The 23,081-nt window shown below is 56.4% G+C and carries 15 protein-coding genes; all 15 read right to left on the minus strand.

From position 1 onward, the window contains the following. Window positions 1–57: 57 nt before the first annotated feature. On the minus strand, window positions 58–1,599 hold the full coding sequence (locus L463_RS02895) for a peptide MFS transporter (protein ID WP_015572174.1): 1,542 nt from the start codon (window positions 1,597–1,599) through the stop codon (window positions 58–60). 299 nt (window positions 1,600–1,898) lie between these two features. Then, complete coding sequence (gene der, locus L463_RS02890; protein ID WP_022648998.1) at window positions 1,899–3,371, minus strand: ribosome biogenesis GTPase Der; 1,473 nt, start codon at window positions 3,369–3,371, stop codon at window positions 1,899–1,901. Window positions 3,372–3,483: 112 nt separating this feature from the next. Further along, complete coding sequence (bamB, locus tag L463_RS02885) at window positions 3,484–4,662, minus strand: outer membrane protein assembly factor BamB (protein WP_017383525.1); 1,179 nt, start codon at window positions 4,660–4,662, stop codon at window positions 3,484–3,486. 10 nt (window positions 4,663–4,672) lie between these two features. Next, window positions 4,673–5,293: a YfgM family protein gene (locus L463_RS02880; protein WP_017383526.1), complete on the minus strand. Its 621-nt coding sequence runs from the start codon at window positions 5,291–5,293 to the stop codon at window positions 4,673–4,675. 13 nt (window positions 5,294–5,306) lie between these two features. Continuing rightward, the gene (gene hisS / locus L463_RS02875; RefSeq protein ID WP_022649001.1) at window positions 5,307–6,581 is read right to left on the minus strand and encodes a histidine--tRNA ligase; all 1,275 of its coding nucleotides are present in this window, start codon (window positions 6,579–6,581) and stop codon (window positions 5,307–5,309) included. An 81-nt stretch (window positions 6,582–6,662) separates the two neighbouring features. Beyond that, complete coding sequence (gene ispG / locus L463_RS02870) at window positions 6,663–7,781, minus strand: flavodoxin-dependent (E)-4-hydroxy-3-methylbut-2-enyl-diphosphate synthase (RefSeq protein WP_017383528.1); 1,119 nt, start codon at window positions 7,779–7,781, stop codon at window positions 6,663–6,665. Between the two features lie 26 nt (window positions 7,782–7,807). Continuing rightward, the gene (gene rodZ, locus L463_RS02865) at window positions 7,808–8,818 is read right to left on the minus strand and encodes a cytoskeleton protein RodZ (protein WP_032649072.1); all 1,011 of its coding nucleotides are present in this window, start codon (window positions 8,816–8,818) and stop codon (window positions 7,808–7,810) included. Window positions 8,819–9,109: 291 nt separating this feature from the next. Next, window positions 9,110–10,276, minus strand: coding sequence for a dual-specificity RNA methyltransferase RlmN (locus tag L463_RS02860; protein WP_003860623.1), 1,167 nt, complete (start codon window positions 10,274–10,276; stop codon window positions 9,110–9,112). Window positions 10,277–10,423: 147 nt separating this feature from the next. After that, window positions 10,424–10,855, minus strand: a complete 432-nt coding sequence (gene ndk / locus L463_RS02855; protein ID WP_003860625.1) for a nucleoside-diphosphate kinase — start codon at window positions 10,853–10,855, stop codon at window positions 10,424–10,426. 124 nt (window positions 10,856–10,979) lie between these two features. Beyond that, window positions 10,980–11,855: a 4Fe-4S binding protein gene (locus L463_RS02850; RefSeq protein ID WP_023295142.1), complete on the minus strand. Its 876-nt coding sequence runs from the start codon at window positions 11,853–11,855 to the stop codon at window positions 10,980–10,982. Next, on the minus strand, window positions 11,855–12,634 hold the full coding sequence (locus L463_RS02845) for a dimethyl sulfoxide reductase anchor subunit family protein (protein ID WP_032103986.1): 780 nt from the start codon (window positions 12,632–12,634) through the stop codon (window positions 11,855–11,857). The genes L463_RS02850 and L463_RS02845 overlap by 1 nt, the downstream gene beginning before the upstream one ends. Further along, on the minus strand, window positions 12,627–13,256 hold the full coding sequence (locus L463_RS02840; protein WP_015572168.1) for a DMSO/selenate family reductase complex B subunit: 630 nt from the start codon (window positions 13,254–13,256) through the stop codon (window positions 12,627–12,629). The genes L463_RS02845 and L463_RS02840 overlap by 8 nt, the downstream gene beginning before the upstream one ends. Then, window positions 13,253–15,631 carry a DMSO/selenate family reductase complex A subunit gene (locus L463_RS02835; protein WP_023295145.1) on the minus strand — a complete coding sequence of 793 codons (2,379 nt, stop codon included), beginning with the start codon at window positions 15,629–15,631 and terminating at the stop codon, window positions 13,253–13,255. The genes L463_RS02840 and L463_RS02835 overlap by 4 nt, the downstream gene beginning before the upstream one ends. A gap of 88 nt (window positions 15,632–15,719) precedes the next feature. Further along, window positions 15,720–18,047: a peptidoglycan glycosyltransferase PbpC gene (gene pbpC, locus L463_RS02830; protein ID WP_023295146.1), complete on the minus strand. Its 2,328-nt coding sequence runs from the start codon at window positions 18,045–18,047 to the stop codon at window positions 15,720–15,722. Between the two features lies 1 nt (window position 18,048). Beyond that, window positions 18,049–23,001 (minus strand): alpha-2-macroglobulin family protein, encoded by a 4,953-nt coding sequence (locus tag L463_RS02825; RefSeq protein ID WP_032103985.1) that lies wholly within the window; start codon window positions 22,999–23,001, stop codon window positions 18,049–18,051. Window positions 23,002–23,081: the final 80 nt, after the last annotated feature.

Raw genomic sequence — 23,081 nt, forward strand, 5'->3', positions numbered from 1 at the left:
TTACCTCGTTAAGTCAATTGCCGGGGCATAACGCCACCCCGGCAAGGTCGAGGTTTATCAGGCGTTAGCGGCCGGTTTAGTCTGCGCATTTTCCAGCATGCGGCGCACCGGAACAATGAGGACGATCAGCACCGCAGCACAAATCAGCAGCGCAATGGAGCAACGGGCAAAGAGGTCTGGCAGCATATCCAGCTGGTCGGCCTTCACGTGACCACCAATCAGCCCCGCAGCCAGGTTACCCAGCGCACTGGCGCAGAACCACAGGCCCATCATCTGGCCGCGCATTCTCTCCGGCGCCAGCAGGGTCATGGTCGCAAGACCAATCGGACTCAGGCACAGTTCCCCGAGCGTCAGCATCAGGATACTGCCCACCAGCCAGAACGGAGAAACCCCTGCCCCACCGTTGCTCAGCACGTTCTGCGCCGCCAGCATCATCAGGCCAAAGCCCGCCGCCGCGCACAGAATGCCGATCACGAACTTGGTGATGCTGCTCGGACGAATGTTTTTGCTCGCCAGCTTCGGCCATGCCCAGCTAAATACCGGGGCCAGCAGAATGATGAACAGGGCATTGATCGACTGGAACCACACCGCCGGGATCTCAAAATCACCGATCATGCGGTTAGTGTAGTCGTTGGCGAACAGGTTGAAGGAGGTTGGCTTCTGCTCGAACGCGGACCAGAAGAACGCGGCGGAGACCAGCAGAATAAAGCACACCAGCAGCCTTGCGCGCTCTTTGCGATTCAGCCCGGCGAAGATGAACAGATAGATGAAGTAGAGCGCGACGGAGGCGGCAATCACATACACCAGCACGCTGGCGACCGCGACCGGATTAATCACAATCACGCCCTGGGCAATCAACGTTACGATGATTGCAACACCCACAGCCAGCGCCAGCAGCCAGGCACCCACGCCGTTACGTTTCACTACCGGACTGTTCCAGGTGGAGTCCAGACCGACTTCACTGTCGTAGCGCTTCATGGCCGGAACGGCAAACACGCGGAAGATAATCAGGGCGACCAGCATCCCGATACCACCGATACCAAAGCCCCAGTGCCAGCCGTGGGTTTTAATCAGCCAGCCGGAAATCAGAGGGGCAATGAACGAGCCCATGTTGATGCCCATATAGAACAGCGAGAAACCGCCGTCACGACGCGCATCGCCTTTTTTATACAGGGTGCCGACCATGACCGAGATACAGGTCTTGAACAGGCCGGAGCCGAGCACGATAAACATCAGGCCGATGAAGAACAGGTTGTCGCCCATGATGGCCGACAGGGCGATCGACAGGTGCCCGAGCGCAATCAAAATCGAACCGTACCAGACGGCCCGCTGCTGGCCGAGCCAGTTATCCGCCAGCCAGCCGCCCGGCAGCGCAGCGAGGTACATGGTGCCGGCAAAGATGCCGACAATCGCCGAGGCGTTTTCACGCGCCAGGCCCATTCCGCCGTCATACACGGTGGCGGCCATAAACAGAATCAGTAGCGGGCGAATACCGTAAAACGAAAAACGCTCCCACATCTCGGTGAAGAACAGCGAACCGAGCGGATAAGGATGGCCGAAGAAGGTTCGGCTCTCTTTTTGATTAACAGAGGATTGCATAATTCTCCCGAAAAGGTATGTGTCGTGCTTGTAAACACCAGCATGTACGCCGAACGGTTACGTATCCGATCGATTTTTTACATGCGGCGAAATGTTGGTTAACCATTTGATAACCAGGCGCTAGTTTTGTCTAGTCCCGAACCCTGGACTTTAAGACGAAAATTCGATGATTGTCTACTTTCTTAGATATAAACATGGTTAAAAGCGAATAGTGATTGACATCACACAGGGAAGGCAGGCCTTTTGAATGGGCGAAAAAAACCCGCGACAGGCGCGGGTTTTAGTGAGTTCGGTAAGAATTATTTGCTTTTCTTAATGTGCTTAATCAAACGCTTACGCTTACGCATCTGGTTCGGCGTCAGGGTGTTGCGTTTATTCGCAAACGGGTTCTCCCCTTCCTTGAACTGAATACGGATAGGCGTACCCATCACGTCCAGCGACTTGCGGAAGTAGTTCATCAGGTAGCGTTTGTAGGAGTCCGGCAGATCCTTCACCTGGTTACCGTGGATCACCACGATAGGCGGGTTATACCCCCCGGCGTGAGCATATTTCAGCTTCACGCGACGACCGCGCACCAGCGGCGGCTGGTGGTCTTCAGCAGCCATGTTCATGATACGGGTCAGCATCGCCGTGCTCTGACGGCGGGTAGAGCTGTCATAGGCTTCACGAACGGATTCGAACAGGTTGCCAACACCACTCCCGTGCAGGGCAGAGATGAAGTGAACGCGGGCAAAGTCGATAAAGCCCAGACGGAAGTCCAGCGTCTCTTTCACCTGCTCGCGCACTTCATTGCTCAAACCGTCCCACTTGTTGACGACGATAACCAGCGAGCGCCCACTATTGAGGATAAAGCCGAGCAGAGAGAGATCCTGATCGGAGATACCTTCACGTGCGTCGATGACCAGCAGCACCACGTTGGCGTCTTCAATCGCCTGAAGGGTTTTGATCACCGAGAATTTTTCCACCACATCGGTGATTTTCCCGCGCTTACGCACCCCTGCGGTGTCGATAAGTACGTACTCACGTTCATCGCGCTGCATTGGAATGTAAATGCTGTCACGCGTTGTGCCTGGCATGTCGTAAACCACCACGCGCTCTTCACCGAGAATACGGTTAGTAAGCGTAGACTTACCTACGTTTGGGCGACCCACGATAGCCAGCTTGATAGGCAGATCCTGCGGGTTGAAGTCGTCTTCCGGCTCTTCCTCGCCTTCCTCTCCGGCTTCAAACTGCGCCCAGTATTCAGCGTCCTCGTCCACCTCTTCCGGCGGGTTCACTTCATCTACCCACGGCAGCAGAACGGTTTCCAGCAGGCTGGTAACGCCACGACCATGCGAGGCCGCGATAGGATAAATATCGCCCAGGCCTAAAGACCAGAAATCCGCAACAGCCTGATCGGCATCGATGCCGTCAGTTTTGTTCGCCACCAGGAAGGTTGGCTTTTCGCGTGAACGCAGATGTTTAGCGATAGCAGAATCCGCGGGCATCAGGCCAGCGCGAGCATCCACCATAAACAGAACCACATCCGCTTCTTCGATAGCCAGCAGAGATTGCTCTGCCATGCGGGTTTCTACGCCGTCTTCCGTACCGTCAATACCCCCGGTATCGATACAGATGAACTCGCGTCCTTCCACCTCTGCACGACCGTACTTACGGTCACGCGTCAGCCCCGGGAAATCCGCAACCAGCGCATCACGGGTGCGTGTTAAACGGTTAAAAAGAGTGGATTTTCCAACGTTAGGGCGCCCGACAAGCGCGACCACAGGTACCATGTTTGAAGCCTCATAAAATTCAAAATAACGTCGCTTTCGCAGCGTTTTTAAAAATGTCAAAACGGCTCCTGAGTGAACAGGAGCCGTTTAGTATACTACAACCGCCGTGTAATTAACGCGTGATCGCGTACAGCGTGCCGTCTTTTGCCTGAATCAGCAGTTTGCCGTCAGCCACAACGGGCTCCGTCAGGAAGCCTGAGCTATCCACTTTCTGCTGTGCCACGAAGCGACCATTCTCTGGATCGATCCAGTGCATATAGCCTTCGCTGTCGCCCACCACCAGGCTGCCGTTATACAGTGCCGGTGCGGTCAGCAGACGGTGCAGCAGATCGCTCTGCGTCCACAGCGTCACGCCACCTTCGGTGCTCAGCGCCAGCAGACGGTCGTTCTGATCCACCATATAAATACGGTTGCCGTCGACGATGAAATCGTTCACGGAACCCAGCTCACGTTTCCACATGATCTGGCCGCTACGCAGGTCCAGCGCCGTCAGGTTGCCGTTGTACGCCAGCGCGTAAACCACACCGTCGACGATAACTGGCGTGGTGTCCACGTCACTCAGACGGTCAATTTCAGTTGAACCGGTCGCCTGGGAAATACGCTGCTGCCAGATCATCTGGCCCTGCTGCATCAGTACCGCGCTGACACGGCCGTTGTCACCGCCCACAATGGCGGCGCCAAAGGCGGTCGCCGGAGCAGATTCGCCACGCAGAGACAGCGCTGGCATATCCAGGTTAACCGTCCATTTTACCAGACCATCGGCTTCGTTCAGCGCCTGCAACTGGCCGTTGCTGGTATGGATCAGCACCAGGCCGTCGCTGACAACCGGACGCGACAAGGATTCACCGGCAACGGTGGTCTGCCATGCAACCGAACCGTCGCTGGCATTCAGCGCGTAAACCTGCGCTTTTTCGCTGCCCACATACACGTGACCGCCAGCAACGGTCAGGCCGCCAGAAAGCAGTGCAGGTTTACGGGAGAACCAGCCGTCTTTTTCCGCCAGGTTAATGGACCACACTTCTTTTCCGTCATCAGCGTTCAGCGCTTTAACGGTGCCTTTGCGATCGGCCGCATAGACAACGCCGTCAGCAAATGCCGGGTGCAGGTTGGAATAAAAATCGCCAATACCATCACCCACGGAGGTGTCCCAGGCGGTGGATGGGGTGAACTGGTTTTCAACCGTCGGCAGCGGGGACATTTTAACAACGTCTTCTTCGCCACTGAACAGTGAACAACCACTCAATAACGTAACAGAAAGCAGTCCTGGCAGAAGTAATTTACGCAATTGCATTGGGTCCCTCTCAGACGGACAAATTATTTATTTTCATCTGCATCATTTCGCTCAGCGCAGGTGAAGCTTTACTATCCACGCCAGCTTGCCACGCTTTACGCGCGCCCGCTTTATCACCTTTACTCAGCAGTGCTTCACCGCGAAGATCGGCAACAATAGCGGCAAAGCCTTCGCCTTTGATGGTATCAAGCGTTTTCAGCGCGTCGTCGGCTTTTTTCTGCTGAACCTGGATACGCGCCAGACGCAGATTGATCACCGCTTTCAGATTTTCGTCACTGGCAGCAGCAAGCCCCTGAGACAGTTGCGCAGCGGCTTTGTCCAGTTCGTTTTTATCAACATACTGCTGAGCCACTTCCAGCGCAGCCAGCGCGCCGTAGGTGTTTTTGTTGTCAGCGGCAAATTTCTCCGCAGCCGTCAGCGTTTGCGGCTGATCGGCACGGATTGCGCTAACGGTATTTTCGTAGTTCAGGGACGAACCGCGAGCAGAGTCAGCCTGATGATTGTTCCAGTAACGCCAGCCTACCAGCGCACCAACACCTAAAATAACCCCTACAACCAGTGCCTTGCCGTTTTCAGCAAAGAAGCGCTTAACCGCATCAACCTGGTCGTGTTCGTTCTCGTAAATTTCCACGCAGTCCTTCTCCTTAGCCCAATAGAGTGCGCAAGTGCGCCGCAACGCCATCCTGCGTTACCGTAGTTTGCTCACCAGAGCGCAGGTCTTTAACTACCACTTCGCCGTTGGCCACTTCGGACTCACCCAGCACCAGTGCGATACTTGCGCCCCACTTATCGGCACGAGCAAACTGTTTTTTAAAGTTGCCGCCGCCGTGGTTGGTCATCAGCTTAACGTCCGGCAGCGCATCGCGCACGCGTTCGGCAAGCTGCATCGCCGCAGACTGCGTATCCGCACCTGAGGCCACCAGGTATATATCGACAACAGGATCGGCTTTAAATTCCGGATTAACTGCCTGAACCAGCAAAACAAGTCGCTCAAGGCCCATCGCGAAGCCTACAGCCGGTGCTGCGCGACCACCCAGTTGTTCGACCAGACCGTCATAACGACCGCCGGCACAGACGGTGCCCTGCGAACCGAGGCTGGTGGTGACCCACTCAAATACGGTGCGGTTGTAGTAGTCCAGACCGCGCACCAGACGCTGGTTAACGGTATAAGCAATGCCCGCCGCTTCAAGCAGCTTGCACAGGCCGGCAAAGTGTTCGCGGGAATCCTCATCCAGGTAGTCACCCAGCGCTGGCGCATCGTTCAGCAGCGCCTGTACGTCAGGATTTTTGGAATCGAGTACGCGCAGCGGGTTGCTGTACATACGACGCTTACAGTCTTCGTCGAGCTTCTCTTTGTGCTGTTCCAGGAACGCCACCAGCGCATCGCGATAGTTCGCACGCGCTTCCAGAGAACCGATAGAGTTCAGCTCCAGAGAAACGTGCTCAGAAATACCGAGCGCACGCCACCAGCGGGCAGTAAGCATAATCAGTTCGGCATCGATATCTGGTCCTTGCAGACCAAACACTTCCACGCCAAGCTGGTTGAACTGACGGTAGCGGCCTTTTTGCGGACGTTCGTGGCGGAACATCGGGCCGATATACCACAGGCGCTGCTCCTGATTGTACAGGAGACCATGTTCGATGCCGGCGCGTACGCAACCCGCCGTCCCCTCAGGACGCAGAGTCAGGCTGTCGCCGTTGCGGTCCTCAAAGGTGTACATCTCTTTTTCAACCACGTCGGTTACTTCGCCGATCGCGCGTTTGAATAACGGGGTCTGCTCTACAATCGGCAAACGAATTTCGCTGTAACCGTAGCTGCCGAGCACCTGCTTCAGTGTGCCTTCAATGCGCTGCCAGATGGCGGTTTCGCCAGGCAGATAATCGTTCATGCCGCGGATGGCTTGAATGTTTTTTGCCACGTTTATTCTCTTTCTATATACAAAAAAGAACCCAAAGAATGGGTTCAATCATACATGGGAAGCAGCCTGCTTCCCATCACGTTATTTTTCAACCTGCTGAACGCTGATGCGCTTCGCTTCGTCCATCATCGTCGCTTTCGCGCGAATCCGGGCTTCGAGCTGGTCGATCATATCACTATTATCCAGACGATCTTTACGAACGCCATCTTCATAGAGACCACTTTTCTTGTTACCGCCGGTAACGCCCAGCGTGGACACCAGCGCTTCACCCGGACCGTTCACCACGCAGCCGATGATGGAAACGTCCATTGGGGTGATGATGTCTTCCAGGCGCTGCTCCAGAGCATTCACGGTGCCGATCACGTCAAACTCCTGACGTGAACAGGTTGGGCAGGCAATGAAGTTGATCCCACGCGCGCGGATACGCAGTGATTTCAGGATGTCGAAACCGACTTTGATCTCTTCCACCGGATCGGCGGCCAGGGAGACGCGTAACGTGTCGCCGATGCCTTCAGAGAGCAGCAGGCCGAGACCAATCGCCGATTTTACCGAACCGCTTCGCAGACCGCCCGCCTCGGTGATCCCAAGGTGGAGCGGCTGATCGATCTGTTTTGCCAGCAGACGATACGATTCAACGGCCAGGAAGACGTCAGACGCTTTCACGCTCACTTTAAACTGATCGAAGTTAAGGCGATCCAGATGATCGACGTGACGCATTGCGGATTCGAGCAGCGCCTGCGGCGTCGGCTCACCGTACTTTTCCTGGAGATCTTTTTCCAGAGAGCCAGCGTTCACGCCGATACGGATTGGAATGTTTTTGTCGCGGGCGCAGTCAACCACCATGCGAATGCGCTCTTCGTTGCCGATGTTGCCTGGGTTAATACGCAGGCAATCGACACCATATTCAGCGACTTTCAGCGCGATACGGTAATCGAAGTGAATATCGGCAACCAGCGGAACGCTCACCTGCTGCTTGATCAGTTTGAACGCCTCGGCGGCATCCATGGTCGGTACAGAGACGCGAACAATGTCCGCGCCTACGCGTTCTAATGCTTTGATTTGATTGACCGTCGCTTCTACATCCGTAGTACGCGTATTGGTCATCGACTGGACGGCGATAGGCGCCCCATCGCCGACTGGCACGTTCCCAACGTAAATCCGTTTCGATTTTCTACGTTGAATAGGAGCCTGGTTATGCATGTAAAATCTCCCGCATTGCCCGTCTGTTACTGTGCTGCTGATTGTTCGGCATTAACGGTAAGACGCGCAACCTGGTTAGTTCTGATAAAGCGGCTCAGATCGACAGGTTTTCCTTGATACTGGATCTGTACCGCTGCCGGTGCGCCGATTTTAAGCTTGTAAGGTGCCTGGCCCGTTAGATTTAACGTGCCATCTTTACGTTGCAGGCCGCTGAACAGCTTTTTACCTGTCGCATCAGTCACTTCCAGCCAGCAATCCGCCGTGAAATTCATCACCAGCGCATTCGGGTCAACGGCAGGTGCCGCCGTACCCGCCGGGTCAGTTGGCAGTGACGCCGCGGTGTTATCTGCCGGTGCCGTTGCCGCAGGGGCGGTATCAACATTGGCCTGTGAAGGTGATACGACCGCGTTTTGATCCTGGGCCTGGGTGGCTGGTGCAGTATTCGCCGTCGCTTCTGGCGTCGTCGCTGGCTCGGTTGCAGGCGTGCTGCTTGCTGCCGCCTGAGGTTCGCTGGAGGTCGCAGCTCCTTCGGTGCTCAGCGGCACGCTTTGCGCGCCGTTATTACCAGACTGATTGAGCTCAGCGGAGGACTGATCGGCCATCGTCGTGATCTCTTCCTGCTGCGCTTTGTGGTTTTGCCACCACCATGCGCCCGTCAGGCCGACAACCACGAACAGGACCAGCCAGGTAAAGCTCATCAGCCAGCCATCGCGTTTTTTACGACGTTTACCCAGAGAGAAGCTCTGCATCGGCGCAACTTTTGCCGCACGCACAGGCGCCTGCTTCTCCATCATCGGCAGTAATTCGTCTTCAGGGATATGAACCAGTTTGGCGTAAGAACGGATATAACCGCGCAGAAACGTTGAAGCCAGATCGGCGGGTGCCTTATCTTCTTCAATATCGCGAACGGTGGAAACCTTCAGGCACAGGCGTTCTGCAACGGCTTGCTGGCTGAGTCCGAGTTGTTCACGGGCGTTGCGAAGACGAACGCCAGTGGAGAGTGCTGCATTTTGATCGTGAGTGGCTTCAGTATTCATTCGCTACAACTACTGGTACGTGAAAATAAGGGTTCAGGTGCCGGTGAGTCACAATGCCACCCGCACCGCGAAACTTTAGGTCAGTTAACCTGGAACAAACAGTATAAGACTGTCGGGCCGCAGATGACAGCGCTGGCAGGCCTTCACGCTAAACTGTTGTTACGTCGTTACATACTGCCCGAAAGTCGTATGAAACGCACCGTAATTATTAATCAGTCATAATGATTGTGACTGAATATTCAGTAAATTAATGCTTCACGGCGCAAAAAACGCGCCGTGTCTGCATAATAATCAAACGGTTTTGACCGCGATTGACTCACCCTGCATGCGCTTACGCAGCGTACGTTTGGTACGGTCAATAACGTCACCCGCCAGCTGACCACAGGCTGCGTCGATATCATCGCCACGCGTTTTACGAACGATGGTGGTGAAACCATACTCCATCAGCACTTTTGAGAAGCGATCGATACGGCTGTTCGAGCTACGGCCATACGGCGCGCCCGGGAACGGGTTCCATGGGATCAGGTTGATCTTACATGGCGTATCTTTCAGCAGTTCAGCCAGCTCATGTGCATGTTCGGTACCGTCGTTAACATGATCCAGCATCACGTACTCAATGGTCACGCGGCCCTGGTTCGCGTTAGATTTCTCCAGGTAACGGCGCACGCCAGCCAGGAAGGTTTCGATATTGTACTTTTTGTTGATCGGCACAATTTCGTCACGGATGGCGTCGTTTGGCGCGTGAAGGGAGATGGCCAGCGCAACGTCAATCATGTCGCCCAGTTTGTCCAGCGCAGGCACAACGCCGGAAGTAGAGAGCGTAACGCGGCGCTTGGACAGACCAAAACCGAAATCGTCGAGCATGATTTCCATCGCCGGAACGACGTTGGTCAGGTTGAGCAGCGGTTCACCCATCCCCATCATCACCACGTTGGTGATTGGACGTGTACCGGTGACTTTCGCCGCGCCCACGATTTTCGCGGCACGCCAGACCTGGCCGATGATTTCCGACACGCGCAGGTTACGGTTAAAGCCCTGCTGCGCCGTAGAGCAGAATTTGCACTCCAGCGCACAGCCCACCTGAGAAGAGACGCACAGCGTGGCGCGATCGTCTTCCGGGATATACACGGTTTCAACGCGCTGATCGCCAACGGCAATGGCCCACTTGATGGTGCCATCTGAAGAGCGCTGCTCTTCCACCACTTCCGGTGCGCGGATTTCCGCCACTTCTTTAAGCTTATTGCGCAGCACTTTGTTGATGTCCGTCATGTCATCAAAGTTGTCGCTGCAATAGTGGTACATCCATTTCATGACCTGATCGGCACGAAATGGCTTCTCGCCCATCTCTTTAAAGAACTCGCGCATCTGCTGACGGTTCAGGTCCAGCAGGTTAATTTTTCCATTTTTATTGGGAACCGCAGGAATGGCGACTTCGGAGGTATTCACTAATTCAGACATAATTTTTTCCGGCCTCGTTGTTACACGTTGTGGCCCTTGGTGGGTTGAAAAGAAACGCCCCGGTAAGCAGTCTGCTCGTCCGGGGCGTTGCATTGTACAAAGTCTGGCGCAGGGATGCCACGTTTGCACGCGGCATTTACGAAATTATTAGCGAGTGCGCGGGCACACTTCGCCTTCAGCGAAGAAGAACGCGATTTCGCGCGCAGCAGATTCAACAGAGTCGGAACCGTGGGTGCCGTTCTCGGTGAAGCTGTCTGCATAGTCGGCGCGCAGAGTACCTGCCAGCGCGTTGTCCGGGTTGGTTGCACCCAGCAGATCGCGGTGACGCTGTACCGCGTTTTCGCCTTCCAGTACGGATACCACGATTGGGCCAGAGGTCATGAACTCGACCAGACCATCAAAGAATGGGCGACCTTCGTGCTCAGCGTAAAAACCGCGAGCCTGCTCAACGGTCAGGTGCAGCATTTTGGTGCCAACGATCTTAAACCCTGCTGATTCAAAGCGAGCGAAGATGCTGCCAATAACGTTTTTTGCCACCGCGTTTGGTTTGATGATGGAAAAAGTACGTTCAATAGCCATTGATAACCTCTGTAAAATGTTCTGTTGTTTTTGCATACCTGAGTATGGTGTGGCGCGGATTATAAAGAGCAATAGCGCCATTGCCTATGGTTATGCATAACATTTTTTTAAAATGAGACGAAGATTAGCAACAGCTCGTATTTCGCATACCGTGTTGATGATGAAAACAGAGCGGACACTGCTTTTCATCAGACCTAAATGACCAGAAATGACGGTGGCACGTCAGGCAAACGGCTTCATATGCCGGTATGGTCACGCTTTTCCCTACCCCGTCTGTTTGCGTCACGTTTATCGCCGCATGCTGGCATACCGCTTCGCAGCCGCCGCACCCCGTACAGCGTCCGGTTTCCACGACCAGTTCAGCGTTCTCAAACCGAATCGCGTTTTCCGTACAACTTCGCCAGCACGCGCCGCACAGTATGCAGGATTTGGCATCGAGAGTTATCTCTGCCTCGCTAAACGCAGAAAACGCCCTGCGCAGTTTACGCTGACCGGGCACGACGCTACAGGCCCGGACATCCTCACGGGGAACGTGCATCAGCGCACGCCGGGCGGTATTAACCTCGTTGACGGGTATATGTTTAAACGCCCACGCCGCTTCACCGCGTCGACGAAGCGCCAGATTCAGCCGGGCAATCGCCAGCAACCAGTCAGGATTCTGCTCCGCGTCGATACTGATAAAACGAACGTGGTGCTGCGCGTGCCACAGCAGAAGCTCATTCACCCCTGGCGCACGGTCAGTAAACGGCCCAACAAGCGTATCGCCACACAGAAAGCGTTTTCGCGGCGTGATGCCGGTGATGGCCTCAGCGGGGCAGACGAACAGGCAGTCACCGCATTCAATACAGCGGCTGTCATCAACCGAGACGCTTGAGTCGGTAAAAGTAAAAGCCTGCACAGGACAGACGTCCGCGCAGGCGAGGCAGGAAGCGTGGCGAAAACGGCGACGGACGCACGCATGCGTCACGTCCATCGCCGGGGCAAAGGTCAATCCACTCATCAGCCAATACTGAAGAAAACGAAGCGCAGCATCAGCTCACCGACAATCAGCAATGCGCTTCCCAGCAGCATGGGAGATCGCGCCGCTTTCAGACCGCCCGCAGCAAAGCACAGCATACCCGCAACGGATACGCACCAGCTCAGCAGATGAACGGTTCGCAGTTGCTCCAGCATCTGTAGCGGTGCGTGAGGGAACGTCACCACGGTGTTGTCCATAGCCGTAATATCTGCCAGCCAGACGGGCTGCATCACCAGACGTACAAGCACCAGCAGCGTGATAATGACAACCGCCGCACGCACGGTAGTCTGGGAACGCGTCCCAACGGCCATGCAGGCTGAGCCGATAATCCCCACCGAACCGAAAAACAGCACCAGCGTGTTTACGTGCTGCCATGTCACCACAGATGCGTGCATGTAGATCTGCGCCATGCAGAACACGTCGACTAAACCAACCAGACCTGCCACAACCAACAGTGGCTTCCAGCCTGGCTTTTTGACAAACATCAGCAGCGTTGCGAAGCCAAGCGCCGCAAGATAAAGACTGGCAAAGATAATCTCACGGCTCAGCCAGGAGCTGGATACGTGGCGCAGCGCGTTAAGAGCATTAAGCGGATAGCCCATGTGCAGCGCGGAGGCGAGCAGCCCCAGACTCGCCAGCACAAACGCTCCGGCTGCCGGCAGCAGCGCGCTGCGTTGCGTGCTTCCGAACGCCAGCCACAGCGTAACGCCAACCGATCCTTGCAGGAACAGCGTAAAAATCAGCAGCGGTAACTCATGCATGACGTTTCCCCTCTTTCTCTGCGCCCTGATGCGCTTTGATCACCAGGTTTGGTTTGGTGATGGAGGAGTCAGGCAAGCCTTTCACATCACAGACCGCACCATACTTCGCCCGCAGTTCATCAATCGGCCCGAATTTAATCGCTTCGAGTGGACAGGTTGCCACACAGACGGGCTGCTCTCCCTTCGCCTGGAGATCCACGCAGAAATCACATTTGGACATCTGTCCGGTCTGCTCGTTGAGCTGTGGCGCGCCGTAAGGGCAAGACCATGCGCAGTAGCCGCAGCCGACACACTTATCAGTATCAACGCGCACAATGCCGTCCCCCGGACGCTTATGCATCGCGGTGGTTGGACAGTTTTTGGTGCAGACAGGGTCTGCGCAGTGGTTACAGGAAATAGAGAGCGTGTAGGCAAAAACGTTGTTGCTGACGCCGCCCTGCCCGGTCGGGATAAAACTCCCGCCGTTGACTTCATAAACGCGACGGAAACGACGTCCGACCTCAAGGTTGTTTTTATCTTTGCACGCCACCTGGCATGCCTTGCAGCCCGAGCAGCGAGAAGAGTCGATATAAAAACCCAGCTGTTTGTCGCTCACCGGTGCGTAATGTTTAAACTGACTCATGCTTTAGCTACCTCCACCAGCATGGTTTGATGGGAATTCCCTTTCGCAAGCGCGGTAATACGGGCGGAACTGAGCACGTTCGCGCAGCCGCCTTTATCGATACCCTGCGCGTCCGGCTGCCACCAGGCGCCTGCCTGCATGGCCACCACGCCTGGAATGATGCGCGGCGTGACCTCCGCCGGGATCTCGCAAATGCCGCGCGCGTTATGAATACGCACGGTATCCCCCTGCGCAATGCCGCGCTTTTGCGCATCCTGCGGGTTGATCCACAGCTTTTGCTGCTGCGCCTCAATTAACCACGGGTTGGCGTACTGGGTGGAGTTAGCGCGGTTTTTCCCTTTCCAGGTGATCAGCTGGAGCGGGAAGGTTTTCGCCAGCTCGTCTTCCGGCCCTTCATGGGCTGGCACGTAGTGCGACAGCGCCGGAATTTCCGGGTGCTGCATGTCGTACAGACGCTTCGAGAAGATCTCAATTTTTCCGGACGGCGTCGGGAACGGATGATTCTGCGGATCGCGAATGTTGTCTTCAAAGGCAACGTACGGCGCGCTTTTGAAAAGATGCTGACGCGTCTTCTGTAGCGTCGCGAAGTCCGGCAGGTTTTCATCCGGCATGGACAGCCGCGTCTGCTCCCAGATGTGCTCAATCCACGCTTTTTCGTCACGGCCCTCGCTGAACGCTGGCTCGACGCCAAGCTTAGCAGCGACCTCCCGTAGCCAGTCGTAGTCTGAACGGCGTTCAAATTCAGGTTCAATCAGCTTTTCTGACAGGATCAGATAGCTTGCCGTGCCCCAGGTTTCGCCGATATTCCAGCGTTCCATGAAGCTGGTTTCCGGCAAAAGCAGGTCGGCGTATCTGGCGCTCGGCGTCATAAACAGATCGCTTGCGACGATAAACTCGATTTTCGACTCGTCTTCCAGGACACGGGTTGCCTGATGAAGATCCGGGTTCTGGTTAGCCAGATAATTGCCCGCCAGCGAGAACAGGATGCGGATATTGCTGTCCAGCTTCTCAGCATCCTTCAGGCCATCTTCCGCGGTTACCTTAGAAGCATCATCCGCGGCCTGGACCCAGTTCATGACCGAAATTTTGGCGTTGACCGGGTTGTCCGGCATCTCTGGCCCGGCCGCAAATTTGCGGTTTGCGCAGCCGCCATAGCCTGCTGCCCAGCCGCCTTTCACCCCGACGTTACCCGTTAGCGTGGCCAGTATCGTCGAGCCGCGCGCGGTGCGCTCGCCGCAGTTGTGACGCTGCGGTCCCCAGCCCTGGATCAGCGCGGCGGGTTTGGTGGTTGCGTAGTCACGCGCCAGCTGACGAATAGTTTGTGCAGGCACGTGGGTGATTTTCTCTGCCCACTCAGGCGTTTTCGCCACGCCATCCTTTGCACCGCTCAGGTAAGCCATCAGGGATTCATTGGCCGGAACGCCCTCTGGCATAGCGTCTTCGTCAAAGCCCAGGGTGTAGCGCTGAATAAAGTCGCGATCGTGCAGATTCTCCGTGACGATCACATACATCATCGCGTCCATCAGGGCGTTGTCTGTTGTGGGAAGCAGCGGGATCCACTGATCGGCAAGGGAGGAAACCGTGTCGGAATAGCGTGGGTCGACAACAATGAAGCGCGTGCCGTTTTGCTTCATCTTCTGGTAGAAGTGGTTGCTGTGCCCAAAGATGGTTTCCGTCGGGTTATGCCCCCAGAGAATGACCAGTTTGGTGTCCAGCAGCGTGTCCAGAGAGCTGCCGCTGGCGGCGGTGCCATAGGTATACGGTGTTGCCGCCGCCGTGTTACCCATACTGACCGAGTGATAGCTTTCGAGATAGCCGCCGGTTAAGTTGAGCAGACGACGAACCATTTTATCGCCGGAAAAGGTCCCGCCGGACACTGCGGTGCCCACATGAACATAGCGTGACGCAGCACCGTATTTTTGCGTAATAGTTTTTAATTGATTCGCAATGAGGGTGGTGGCTTCATCCCAGGTAATACGCTCGAATTTTCCTTCGCCACGTTTACCTACGCGTTTCATTGGATATTTCAGTCGATCGGGGTGATAAACAAATTGCCGATAAGCCCGACCACGAACGCAGGCGCGCATTACTGGCATCTGCGGATCCAGCGCGTTATCCGGACGCGTTGAAATTCGGGTCACAACGCCATCACTGACGTGAGCACGAATATCACACTTCCCGCCGCAGTCAAACGTACTACAGGTTTGCACCACTTTTTCTTCAGGCGTAGCGTCTGAAACCGCCGCGCCCTGTGCCTGTACTTTGCCGGTTTTGACGACAAACGGCAGGGCGGCGAGCGCCGACCCTGCCTGAATAAACTGACGCCGGGATATGGCGGGAATAAGCCCTTCTCCCTGATGTTTATTTTTTTTCATTGCTCGTTCCTTCAAATAAAAACGCATTCTCGTTTTTTTTCAGGAACGAATATTGATAATTATCAAGCTAACTCTTGAGGAGTAACACTTAGCGATCTAATTCAAAATTCACCGTCGCCGTTTGTCCTGTTTCATCCAATACAATTAATTGATATTTACCCGGTAAATATAATTGCAGTGAATAATTCTTCTGATGCCCGTCCAGCGGTTCGCCATTCAAAAACCACCATCGTTGTCCCTCCCCGCCGCTGGTTGAAACGTTGAGGGTCATATTTTTTTCACCCGGAAGACGTTTAATTACCGCCCCTTCTCTGACGCCTGACAACATCATCGGCGCCGCATTATGGTTATCCAGCGGAGGGCAAATAGCTGAACGGGCGGGAAGACGAGCAGCCCGTTTTTCAGCAGCAGGCAGCCAGGGCTCCAGCGGTAGCGGCCAGACATCCAGCACTTTCTCTGTCGCATCAGGACAATCCGCCGCAACGCGTTTGCCTTCTTTATCCAGCCAGACCGGGAAACGGATCCCGCGAATACCTTCCTGTTCCGGCAGCAACAGCGTAGGCGGTTCACTGCCTTCCAGCAGCCAGGTTGACAGCCGACGCCGACAGTTTTCGCTCCCTTCAGGCAGGGACTGGCCCCCCGGCCAGCAAATCACGCCCCGTCCTACGCTTGCAGGACGCGGATCGCGCGGCAGGCGCGCTTCATCCACCATCGAGCGGGACTGAAGCATGTTATTGACCTGATTCAGGAGCGGTACCGCGCTGGCGAAACCAAACTGCCCGGCAACGGGCGTGCCGTCCGGGCGTCCGGTCCAGATTCCAATGACATACCGGGCGTTCAGCCCGATGGCCCAGGCATCCCGGTAGCCATAGCTGGTGCCCGTTTTCCACGCCAGCGGCGCAACCTGGGGCAACGCACTGTCCGGCAGGGGCTGTGCTTCATTAGCGAGAATGCGTCGAATGATCCACGCCGCCCCCTGCGATAACAGCGGACGTTCGATCAGCGGATCGCCCGGCTGTAAACGCAGCCGGCCCGCCTTACCCTGACGCGCAAAGGCGCTATAGGCGGCAGCGATATCAGCCAGGCGTGCGCCTGCGCCCCCCAGGATCAGAGAGAGGTTGGGCTGTGCCCCCGCAGGCAGAATGAGCGGTAATCCCGCGTTGCTCAGCATTCCGGCAAAACGTTTTGGGCCGTACGCTTCCAGAACCTGCACCGCAGGCAGGTTGAGGGAACGCACCAGGGCTTCGCTCATACTGACCGGCCCATGGAAGCCGCTGTCAAAGTTGCCCGGACGATAATCCCCCGTTTTTCTTGGCACATCCTGCAATAACGAAGCGGGATGGATCAGACCATCGTCCAGCGCCATGCCATAGATGAATGGCTTGAGGACCGATCCCGGCGATCGGATCGCATTGACCATATCCACGTGGCTGAAACGGCTGTCATCATTGATATCTACCGAGCCTACCCAGCCACGCACTTTCATGGATGTATGATCCACGACGATCATCGCCAGCGAACTACGGGCGGGCAGGCGTGATTTCCAGTTCATTGCCAGCTCTTCAAGCTGTCGTTGCAAAGCTGCATCCAGCGTGGTGACTATTTTTGTGTCACGACTTTTACTCAGCATCATGCGGGAAAAGAGCGGTGCCAGCTGCGGCATCTGCCGGGGAGCCAGCCAGACCGGCTCTTCACGGGACTCTTTCACCTGCTTCTCAGACCAGACACCCTGAGTCAGCATACGGTCGAGCACTTTGTTCCGCGCCGCTTCGGCACGTTCCGGCCAGCGGTCCGGGCGCAGACGGCTGGGTGCCTGCGGCAGCACTGCCAGCAGCGCCGCGTCGGAATAGCTTAGCTGAGACGGCGGTTTGCCCAGGTAAGTCCAGCTTGCCGCGCCCACGCCCTGCAACGTGCCGCCAAACGGGGCACGGTTAAGATACAGCGTCAGGATTTCACGCTTGGAGAGATGCCACTCCAGCTGCATCGCCCGCCACAGCTGACGGATTTTGCCGCCAAAGGTACGCGGATGCGGATCCAGCAGGCGCGCCACCTGCATGGTAAGCGTGCTCCCGCCGGAAACCACTCTCCCGGAGGTGAGATCCTGCCAGGCGGCACGCAGTACAGAAAGCGGATTGACGCCCGGGTGATCCCAGAACCAGCGATCTTCATACTGGATCAGCGCCTCAAGATAGCGTGGGGAAACCTCTTCAATGGTAACCGGATAGCGCCAGATGCCTTCGCTGTCGGCAAAACGCCACAGCGGAACACCCTGCTCATCCACCACCACTCGCGCTGGGTTGACCTCTTTCAGGGGCAACGGCCACACGCGGTCAGCGACGACAATCAGCCCCCCTGAAACGAGAAGCGCTCCCGCCAGCCACAGCCAGCGGGAGCGAATCAGGCGTGCTATCCGCATCTTACGGAACAACGATCAGCGGGCCACTGGCCGCCCCCGTTGCCCGCCACTGCGGAACGTACATGGACTCGACCATCGGAACAGGCACCTGGTAGGTTCCCGGCGTAACGGCACGGGCCAGGTAAACCAGCGTGACCGGCTGACCTTCATTGACCGGCACCGCAGCCACAAAGCGATCGTCGCGGAATTCCATGTGCTGAATATCAGACTGTTGCATCTGATTCAGCAGGTTTTGCACTTCACTGCCGCTGTCCTGCAAGCTGGCGCTGCTGCTCGCCAGATTCTGGTTTTCCAGCTCCATACCTGCCGGGAGCAGATCCACCACCAGCGCATCCGGCACGTTCTGGCTGGCCTTCACCTCCAGCCACACCAGAACCAGCTCACCGCTCTTCAGAGAAGAGAGCGACTTGCTGCTGCCGTCTGTCGCCAGGATATGACGTTCAATCTGCAAGACATTAGAGGATGGCTGAGGCGCGTACTCCGGATAGCCAGTCGTGTCCAGTCGTACCCACAGCGGCGTAGTGCCGGTATTCGTCACCTGCAAGGCATCAAGCTGGTCGCCGTTCAGGTTTTCTACCTGCGCTTTATCACTGCTCTGGGTCTGTTCAGAGAGGCTGGTCGTTGCCGTCCACGCGCCTGACAAGGTTTGCAGTGAACGTCCGGCCATGAACAGCGCATTGCTCTCCTGGGTAGACAGCCAGCGCTGGCTGAACGCGTCTTCAGATAACGCGTTCAGCAGCCTGTTTTGCGCATCCGGCAGCAGCTTGTACTCTTCCAGCAGGGAGAGCATCAGGGCATTATCACGCAGCTGGCTGCCGTAATCCGCCATCCAGTTTCGGCTGTCGTTACGGGGAGTTTTGAGAGCCAGATCCAGCGCCTGCTGGCTGCGCGGTGCATCCCCCATCAGTTTGAGTGCCATGCCCAGCTGCATCAACGGAAGCCCGGAAGCAGCCTGAGCGTGGCGCTCCCAGATTTCACGCAGCGCACCGAGCGGCGCTTTTTGCTGACGAGCCAGCACCAGCGAAGCGTACGCCTGAACAGCAAATTTGCTGGCCTGGGTGTCGTCGCTGTAGCGGATGGACATCATCCCCGGATCCTGTAAATAGCGCAGCAGTCGGCTGTTGGCGTTATTCACTGCCTCGGCAGGCACGCTGTAACCCTGCTCCCCTGCCCGCACCAGGAAGTCCGTGACATAGGCGGTCAGCCAGTACTCTTCCGGGCCGTTTTTATCCCACAAGGCAAAACCGCCATCGTCACGCTGCATTTGCAGCAGACGGGAGATCCCGATATCAATGGCCGCACGGCGTTTATCGTCGGTATCGCCTTTAATACCCAGTGCCTTAAGTTGTGCCGCGTTGGTGTAAAGCGACGGGAACAGGCCGCTGGTGGTCTGCTCAAGACATCCGTATGGATAGGCCTGAAGTTCACGAATGTAGCGCGCCAGATTTAAAGGTGGTTTACCGCTGAGCAACAGCTGCCCCTGTAGCGTGGCAGGCGAGAAACCGTTGATATGCTGTGCTGGTGCACTCCAGGATTCGCCAGGGTTCAGCATCGTGCCCGTATTCACCGTTTGCGCCGGGAATGCGGGACGCACGCCAATTTTCCAGCTCTTCTGCTGCGGCGCAAACGTCTCACCAGGGAGCTGAAGCCCCGACACCTGAGCAGTCACTTCACCATCACCATAGCCTTCCAGGGCGCGCACCGGAATAAACAGGGTGCTACGTGCGCCAGGCGGCAGCTTAACCGGCTCTGGCTGAGCGCCTTCGAGCGACAACTTACCGGTTGCGGTTAACGCAATGTTCAGCGTTTGCGGCTGGTCCGTCAGGTTAGTCAGGTCCAGCGTCAGGCGGGAGGTATCGCCACTGGCGAGGAATCGCGGCGTGTTAAGCTCGGTGATAATCGGAGCCGCCACAATGATTTTGCTTTCGCTGCTGCCGAAATCGTCTTCCGTCCAGGCCTGCGCCATCAGACGCAGTTCGCCGTTGAAATCGCCAATCGGCAGCGTGATGGTGCCTTCGCCGTTGGCATCAAGCGTAACCGGCTGCGCCTGCTGTGCAATTATGGTGATATGGTTCACCGGTGGCTTACCGCCGCGTTTCAGTTCATCGCCGTCTCCGCCAAAGCGCAGTGCGGCCAGACGTCCCTGACCTTCAATCACCTGGCCGTAAACATCATAGATGTCCGCGCCATAGCGCTTCTGACCGAAGAAAGCTTCCCACGGATCCGGCGTGACGTAGTCGGTAATGTTCAGCACGCCGCTATCGACAGCCGAGACCAGCACGTTCACCTTCTGTGGCACAGCCCCCTCTTTTACGCTGGCTTTCACTTTCACAGAAAGCGTCTGGTTCGGACGCATTTTTTGCGGGTTATCCAGTGCGATGTTCAGGCGACGATTTTCGTCCCCCATTGGCAGATGCAGCAGGCCAACCGCCCGTTTTGGCGTGGCGGATTTGGATTTATCGCCAGGACGAACCACCAGCGTGCTGAGGTAGAGATCGTGACGTTTCCAGTCCTTATCCACCGGAATGGCGAGATCCAGACCGTTTGCTGGCACGTCGATCTCTTTCCACCACAGCGGTCCTTCGCTGGATTCGATCATTGCATAGCCCTTGCCTGCGGCCGGCGCTGCAATATGCAGGTTGATGGTATCGCCTGGCTGATAGGATGGCTTGTCCAGTTTCAGCGTCACACGATCCGGGCGAGCAGCGCCCGTGCCATCGCTGTTATCCTGCCAGCTGTACCCCGCCCAGAAGCGCACGCTGCTGACCATGTCATCAGGGGCTTTCACTTCCAGACGGTATGAGCCCCACTCCACCGGGAAGGTGACTTTACCGGTTTCATCGGCCTTGAGGTTTAGCTCCTGCTCGCCCTCAACCAGATCTTTTTGATCAAACTGAGACTGCCAGCCCTCACTCTCGGACCAGTTCCAGAAGTAGTCGCGACGCTCACGGATCAGACGCACCTGCAAACCAGATACCGCTTTTTTCGTCCCGCTGGCATCGGCATAGACGATGTCAAAGCTGGCGTTGCCGTTTTCATCGACTATCGGCTGATTGACGGTGGTATCGGTACGGTAGTCGTAAACGGCCTTGCTGGCGAACTGTGGGCGGATCCCTGGAAGTTCAGCCGCAGGCCAGATAGCCTGCTCGGCGCGTCGCGTTACCGGACGCCCACCTGATTCCAGCAGGCTGGCCTGCAAAATCAGTTGCAGCGGCGAGTGCGCCTCTTTCCACTGGCTTTCGGTGGTAACCTGTCCGCGCCCCTGTTCGTCCAGCGTAAGCTGCACTTCATCCAGGCTGCGGTTCAGGTTCTCCTCGGCAATATCACCAAACTGGAAGCCAGGCAGCGCAGGCACCGCGTCACGTAGCGGACGCAGGAAAAGCTGGCCTTGCAGAGAATTGCCGTTAGCTGGCGCGCCATACAGGTAATAGCCCACAACGTTAAAGTCCACATCCTCCTGCGGAGAAACCGGCGTTTTTTGCCCGGTCAGATTCAGCGCCATACGCTCAGGCATAAAATCTTCGACGTGGAAATCCCACATACGCTGCTGGTTATCGCCCGTATTCGCGCGAATATGCCACATGCCAGTCTGGGCGCCGCTATCAAGCGGATAGTTGAAGCGATAAAGGCCATTCTCAGGTTGCACAACGACCGTACGCGCCACCTGTCCGTCCGGACGCAGCACGTCAAGTTTTACCGGCTGATCGGGAAGCGGTTTGCCATCGCAGTCGCGAAGCAGGCCGTTCAGGATCACCGTTTCACCCGGACGATAGAGATCGCGCGGGCCAAACATAAAGAACTGTTTGCTGTAACCCGGGTTACCGGCGATATCAAACTCCGCCAGATCCAGCGCCGGAAGTTTGAGGTCGAGAAGCGTCGTCTGGCCATCTTTACTGGCCAGGATCAGCGCGGCTTCTTTATCGGTTTCCAGTTTCGCATGACCATCGGCGTCGCTGTTTGCCTCGGCCAGGGTCTGCCCTTTATCGTTCAGAAGGGTAATGGTCACGCCTGACTGCGCCGCACCGTTTTCAAGACTCTGGGTGAAGATGTCCAGGCGGTTATGATAACGGTGAGCGGACAGCCCAATATCACTTAAGGTAAAGAGCGTCGCGGCGTTACTGTAGTTATAGTGACCAGCCTGATTCATCACGGCGATATAGACGCCAGACTGCTGGAGCGGCTTAATATCTTTGAGCGGCAGGAGCAGTTTTTCACGCGTATTGCGCGCCGGGTTGAGGTCGAAACGGCCGGTGTAGACCAGTTCCGCCATCTTCAGCAGGTTGTCAGATTCCCAGTTGGTCAGCGAGTTACGGTACTCCCACTGGCTGACAAACGAGGCCAGCGACTCCGGCTTCACGCGATAGAAGTTCACGTCCACATTGTTGACGTTGAGCGCCATCACCGGCAACCCTTCCACCACCTTACCCGGCAGCAGCGATCCGCGGCTGGCGAATCCGACCGTCGGTTCAACATCCCGGGTGGTGATCGCTTTTTCATAGTCAATGCCGAATGTCGCTTTGTTCAGCGCCAGCAAATCACGTTCGACGGTGACGACCAGATTACGATTCGGCTCCAGATGGCGCAGGCGCAACTCTTTCAGATTGGGGGCCAGTTCCCAGGCGCCGTCCACTTTGCCGCTTTTTTTATCCACCACATGCACCGTTTTCGCAAAATCCTGGCTGGGATCCAGCGGTACAGAGAAGGTCAGAACCAGCGTCGCAGCGCCGTCGAGTTGCACTTCAGAGGCATCCAGCAGCGTCAACGCCTTACCCTGACTCTGCGCGGCCAGCTTAGCCAGCTTTTCAGGATCCGGTTTTGCCGGGGTTTTCTGTTCTGATGCAGTAGACGCTGCGGGGGCAGCGGCCTGAGGTTTGTCGTCGCTGTTATCACAGCCGACAAGCGTAAAGGTGGTGAGCAGCGCGAGAGAGATCGCAGCTAAGCGAAACGGTTTCATCCTGTGTCCCTGGCCTGAGGGGCCTGTTGGTCATCGTCCGGATAAGTATTATCCGCAAGTTTCGTTAATACAAAAAGTCC

This window comes from Enterobacter sp. BIDMC 27, assembly GCF_000534415.1.
In the GTDB taxonomy this organism is placed as follows: Bacteria; Pseudomonadota; Gammaproteobacteria; order Enterobacterales; family Enterobacteriaceae; genus Enterobacter; species Enterobacter hormaechei_C.

Excerpts from the sequence above, each read along its gene's own strand:
- L463_RS02895 (WP_015572174.1), bottom strand. The coding sequence starts at position 1,599 with ATGCAATCCTCTGTTAATCAAAAAGAGAGCCGAACCTTCTTCGGCCAT.
- der (WP_022648998.1), bottom strand. The coding sequence starts at position 3,371 with ATGGTACCTGTGGTCGCGCTTGTCGGGCGCCCTAACGTTGGAAAATCC.
- bamB (WP_017383525.1), bottom strand. The coding sequence starts at position 4,662 with ATGCAATTGCGTAAATTACTTCTGCCAGGACTGCTTTCTGTTACGTTA.
- ispG (WP_017383528.1), bottom strand. The coding sequence starts at position 7,781 with ATGCATAACCAGGCTCCTATTCAACGTAGAAAATCGAAACGGATTTAC.
- rodZ (WP_032649072.1), bottom strand. The coding sequence starts at position 8,818 with ATGAATACTGAAGCCACTCACGATCAAAATGCAGCACTCTCCACTGGC.
- L463_RS02860 (WP_003860623.1), bottom strand. The coding sequence starts at position 10,276 with ATGTCTGAATTAGTGAATACCTCCGAAGTCGCCATTCCTGCGGTTCCC.
- ndk (WP_003860625.1), bottom strand. The coding sequence starts at position 10,855 with ATGGCTATTGAACGTACTTTTTCCATCATCAAACCAAACGCGGTGGCA.
- L463_RS02850 (WP_023295142.1), bottom strand. The coding sequence starts at position 11,855 with ATGAGTGGATTGACCTTTGCCCCGGCGATGGACGTGACGCATGCGTGC.
- L463_RS02845 (WP_032103986.1), bottom strand. The coding sequence starts at position 12,634 with ATGCATGAGTTACCGCTGCTGATTTTTACGCTGTTCCTGCAAGGATCG.
- L463_RS02840 (WP_015572168.1), bottom strand. The coding sequence starts at position 13,256 with ATGAGTCAGTTTAAACATTACGCACCGGTGAGCGACAAACAGCTGGGT.
- L463_RS02835 (WP_023295145.1), bottom strand. The coding sequence starts at position 15,631 with ATGAAAAAAAATAAACATCAGGGAGAAGGGCTTATTCCCGCCATATCC.
- pbpC (WP_023295146.1), bottom strand. The coding sequence starts at position 18,047 with ATGCGGATAGCACGCCTGATTCGCTCCCGCTGGCTGTGGCTGGCGGGA.
- L463_RS02825 (WP_032103985.1), bottom strand. The coding sequence starts at position 23,001 with ATGAAACCGTTTCGCTTAGCTGCGATCTCTCTCGCGCTGCTCACCACC.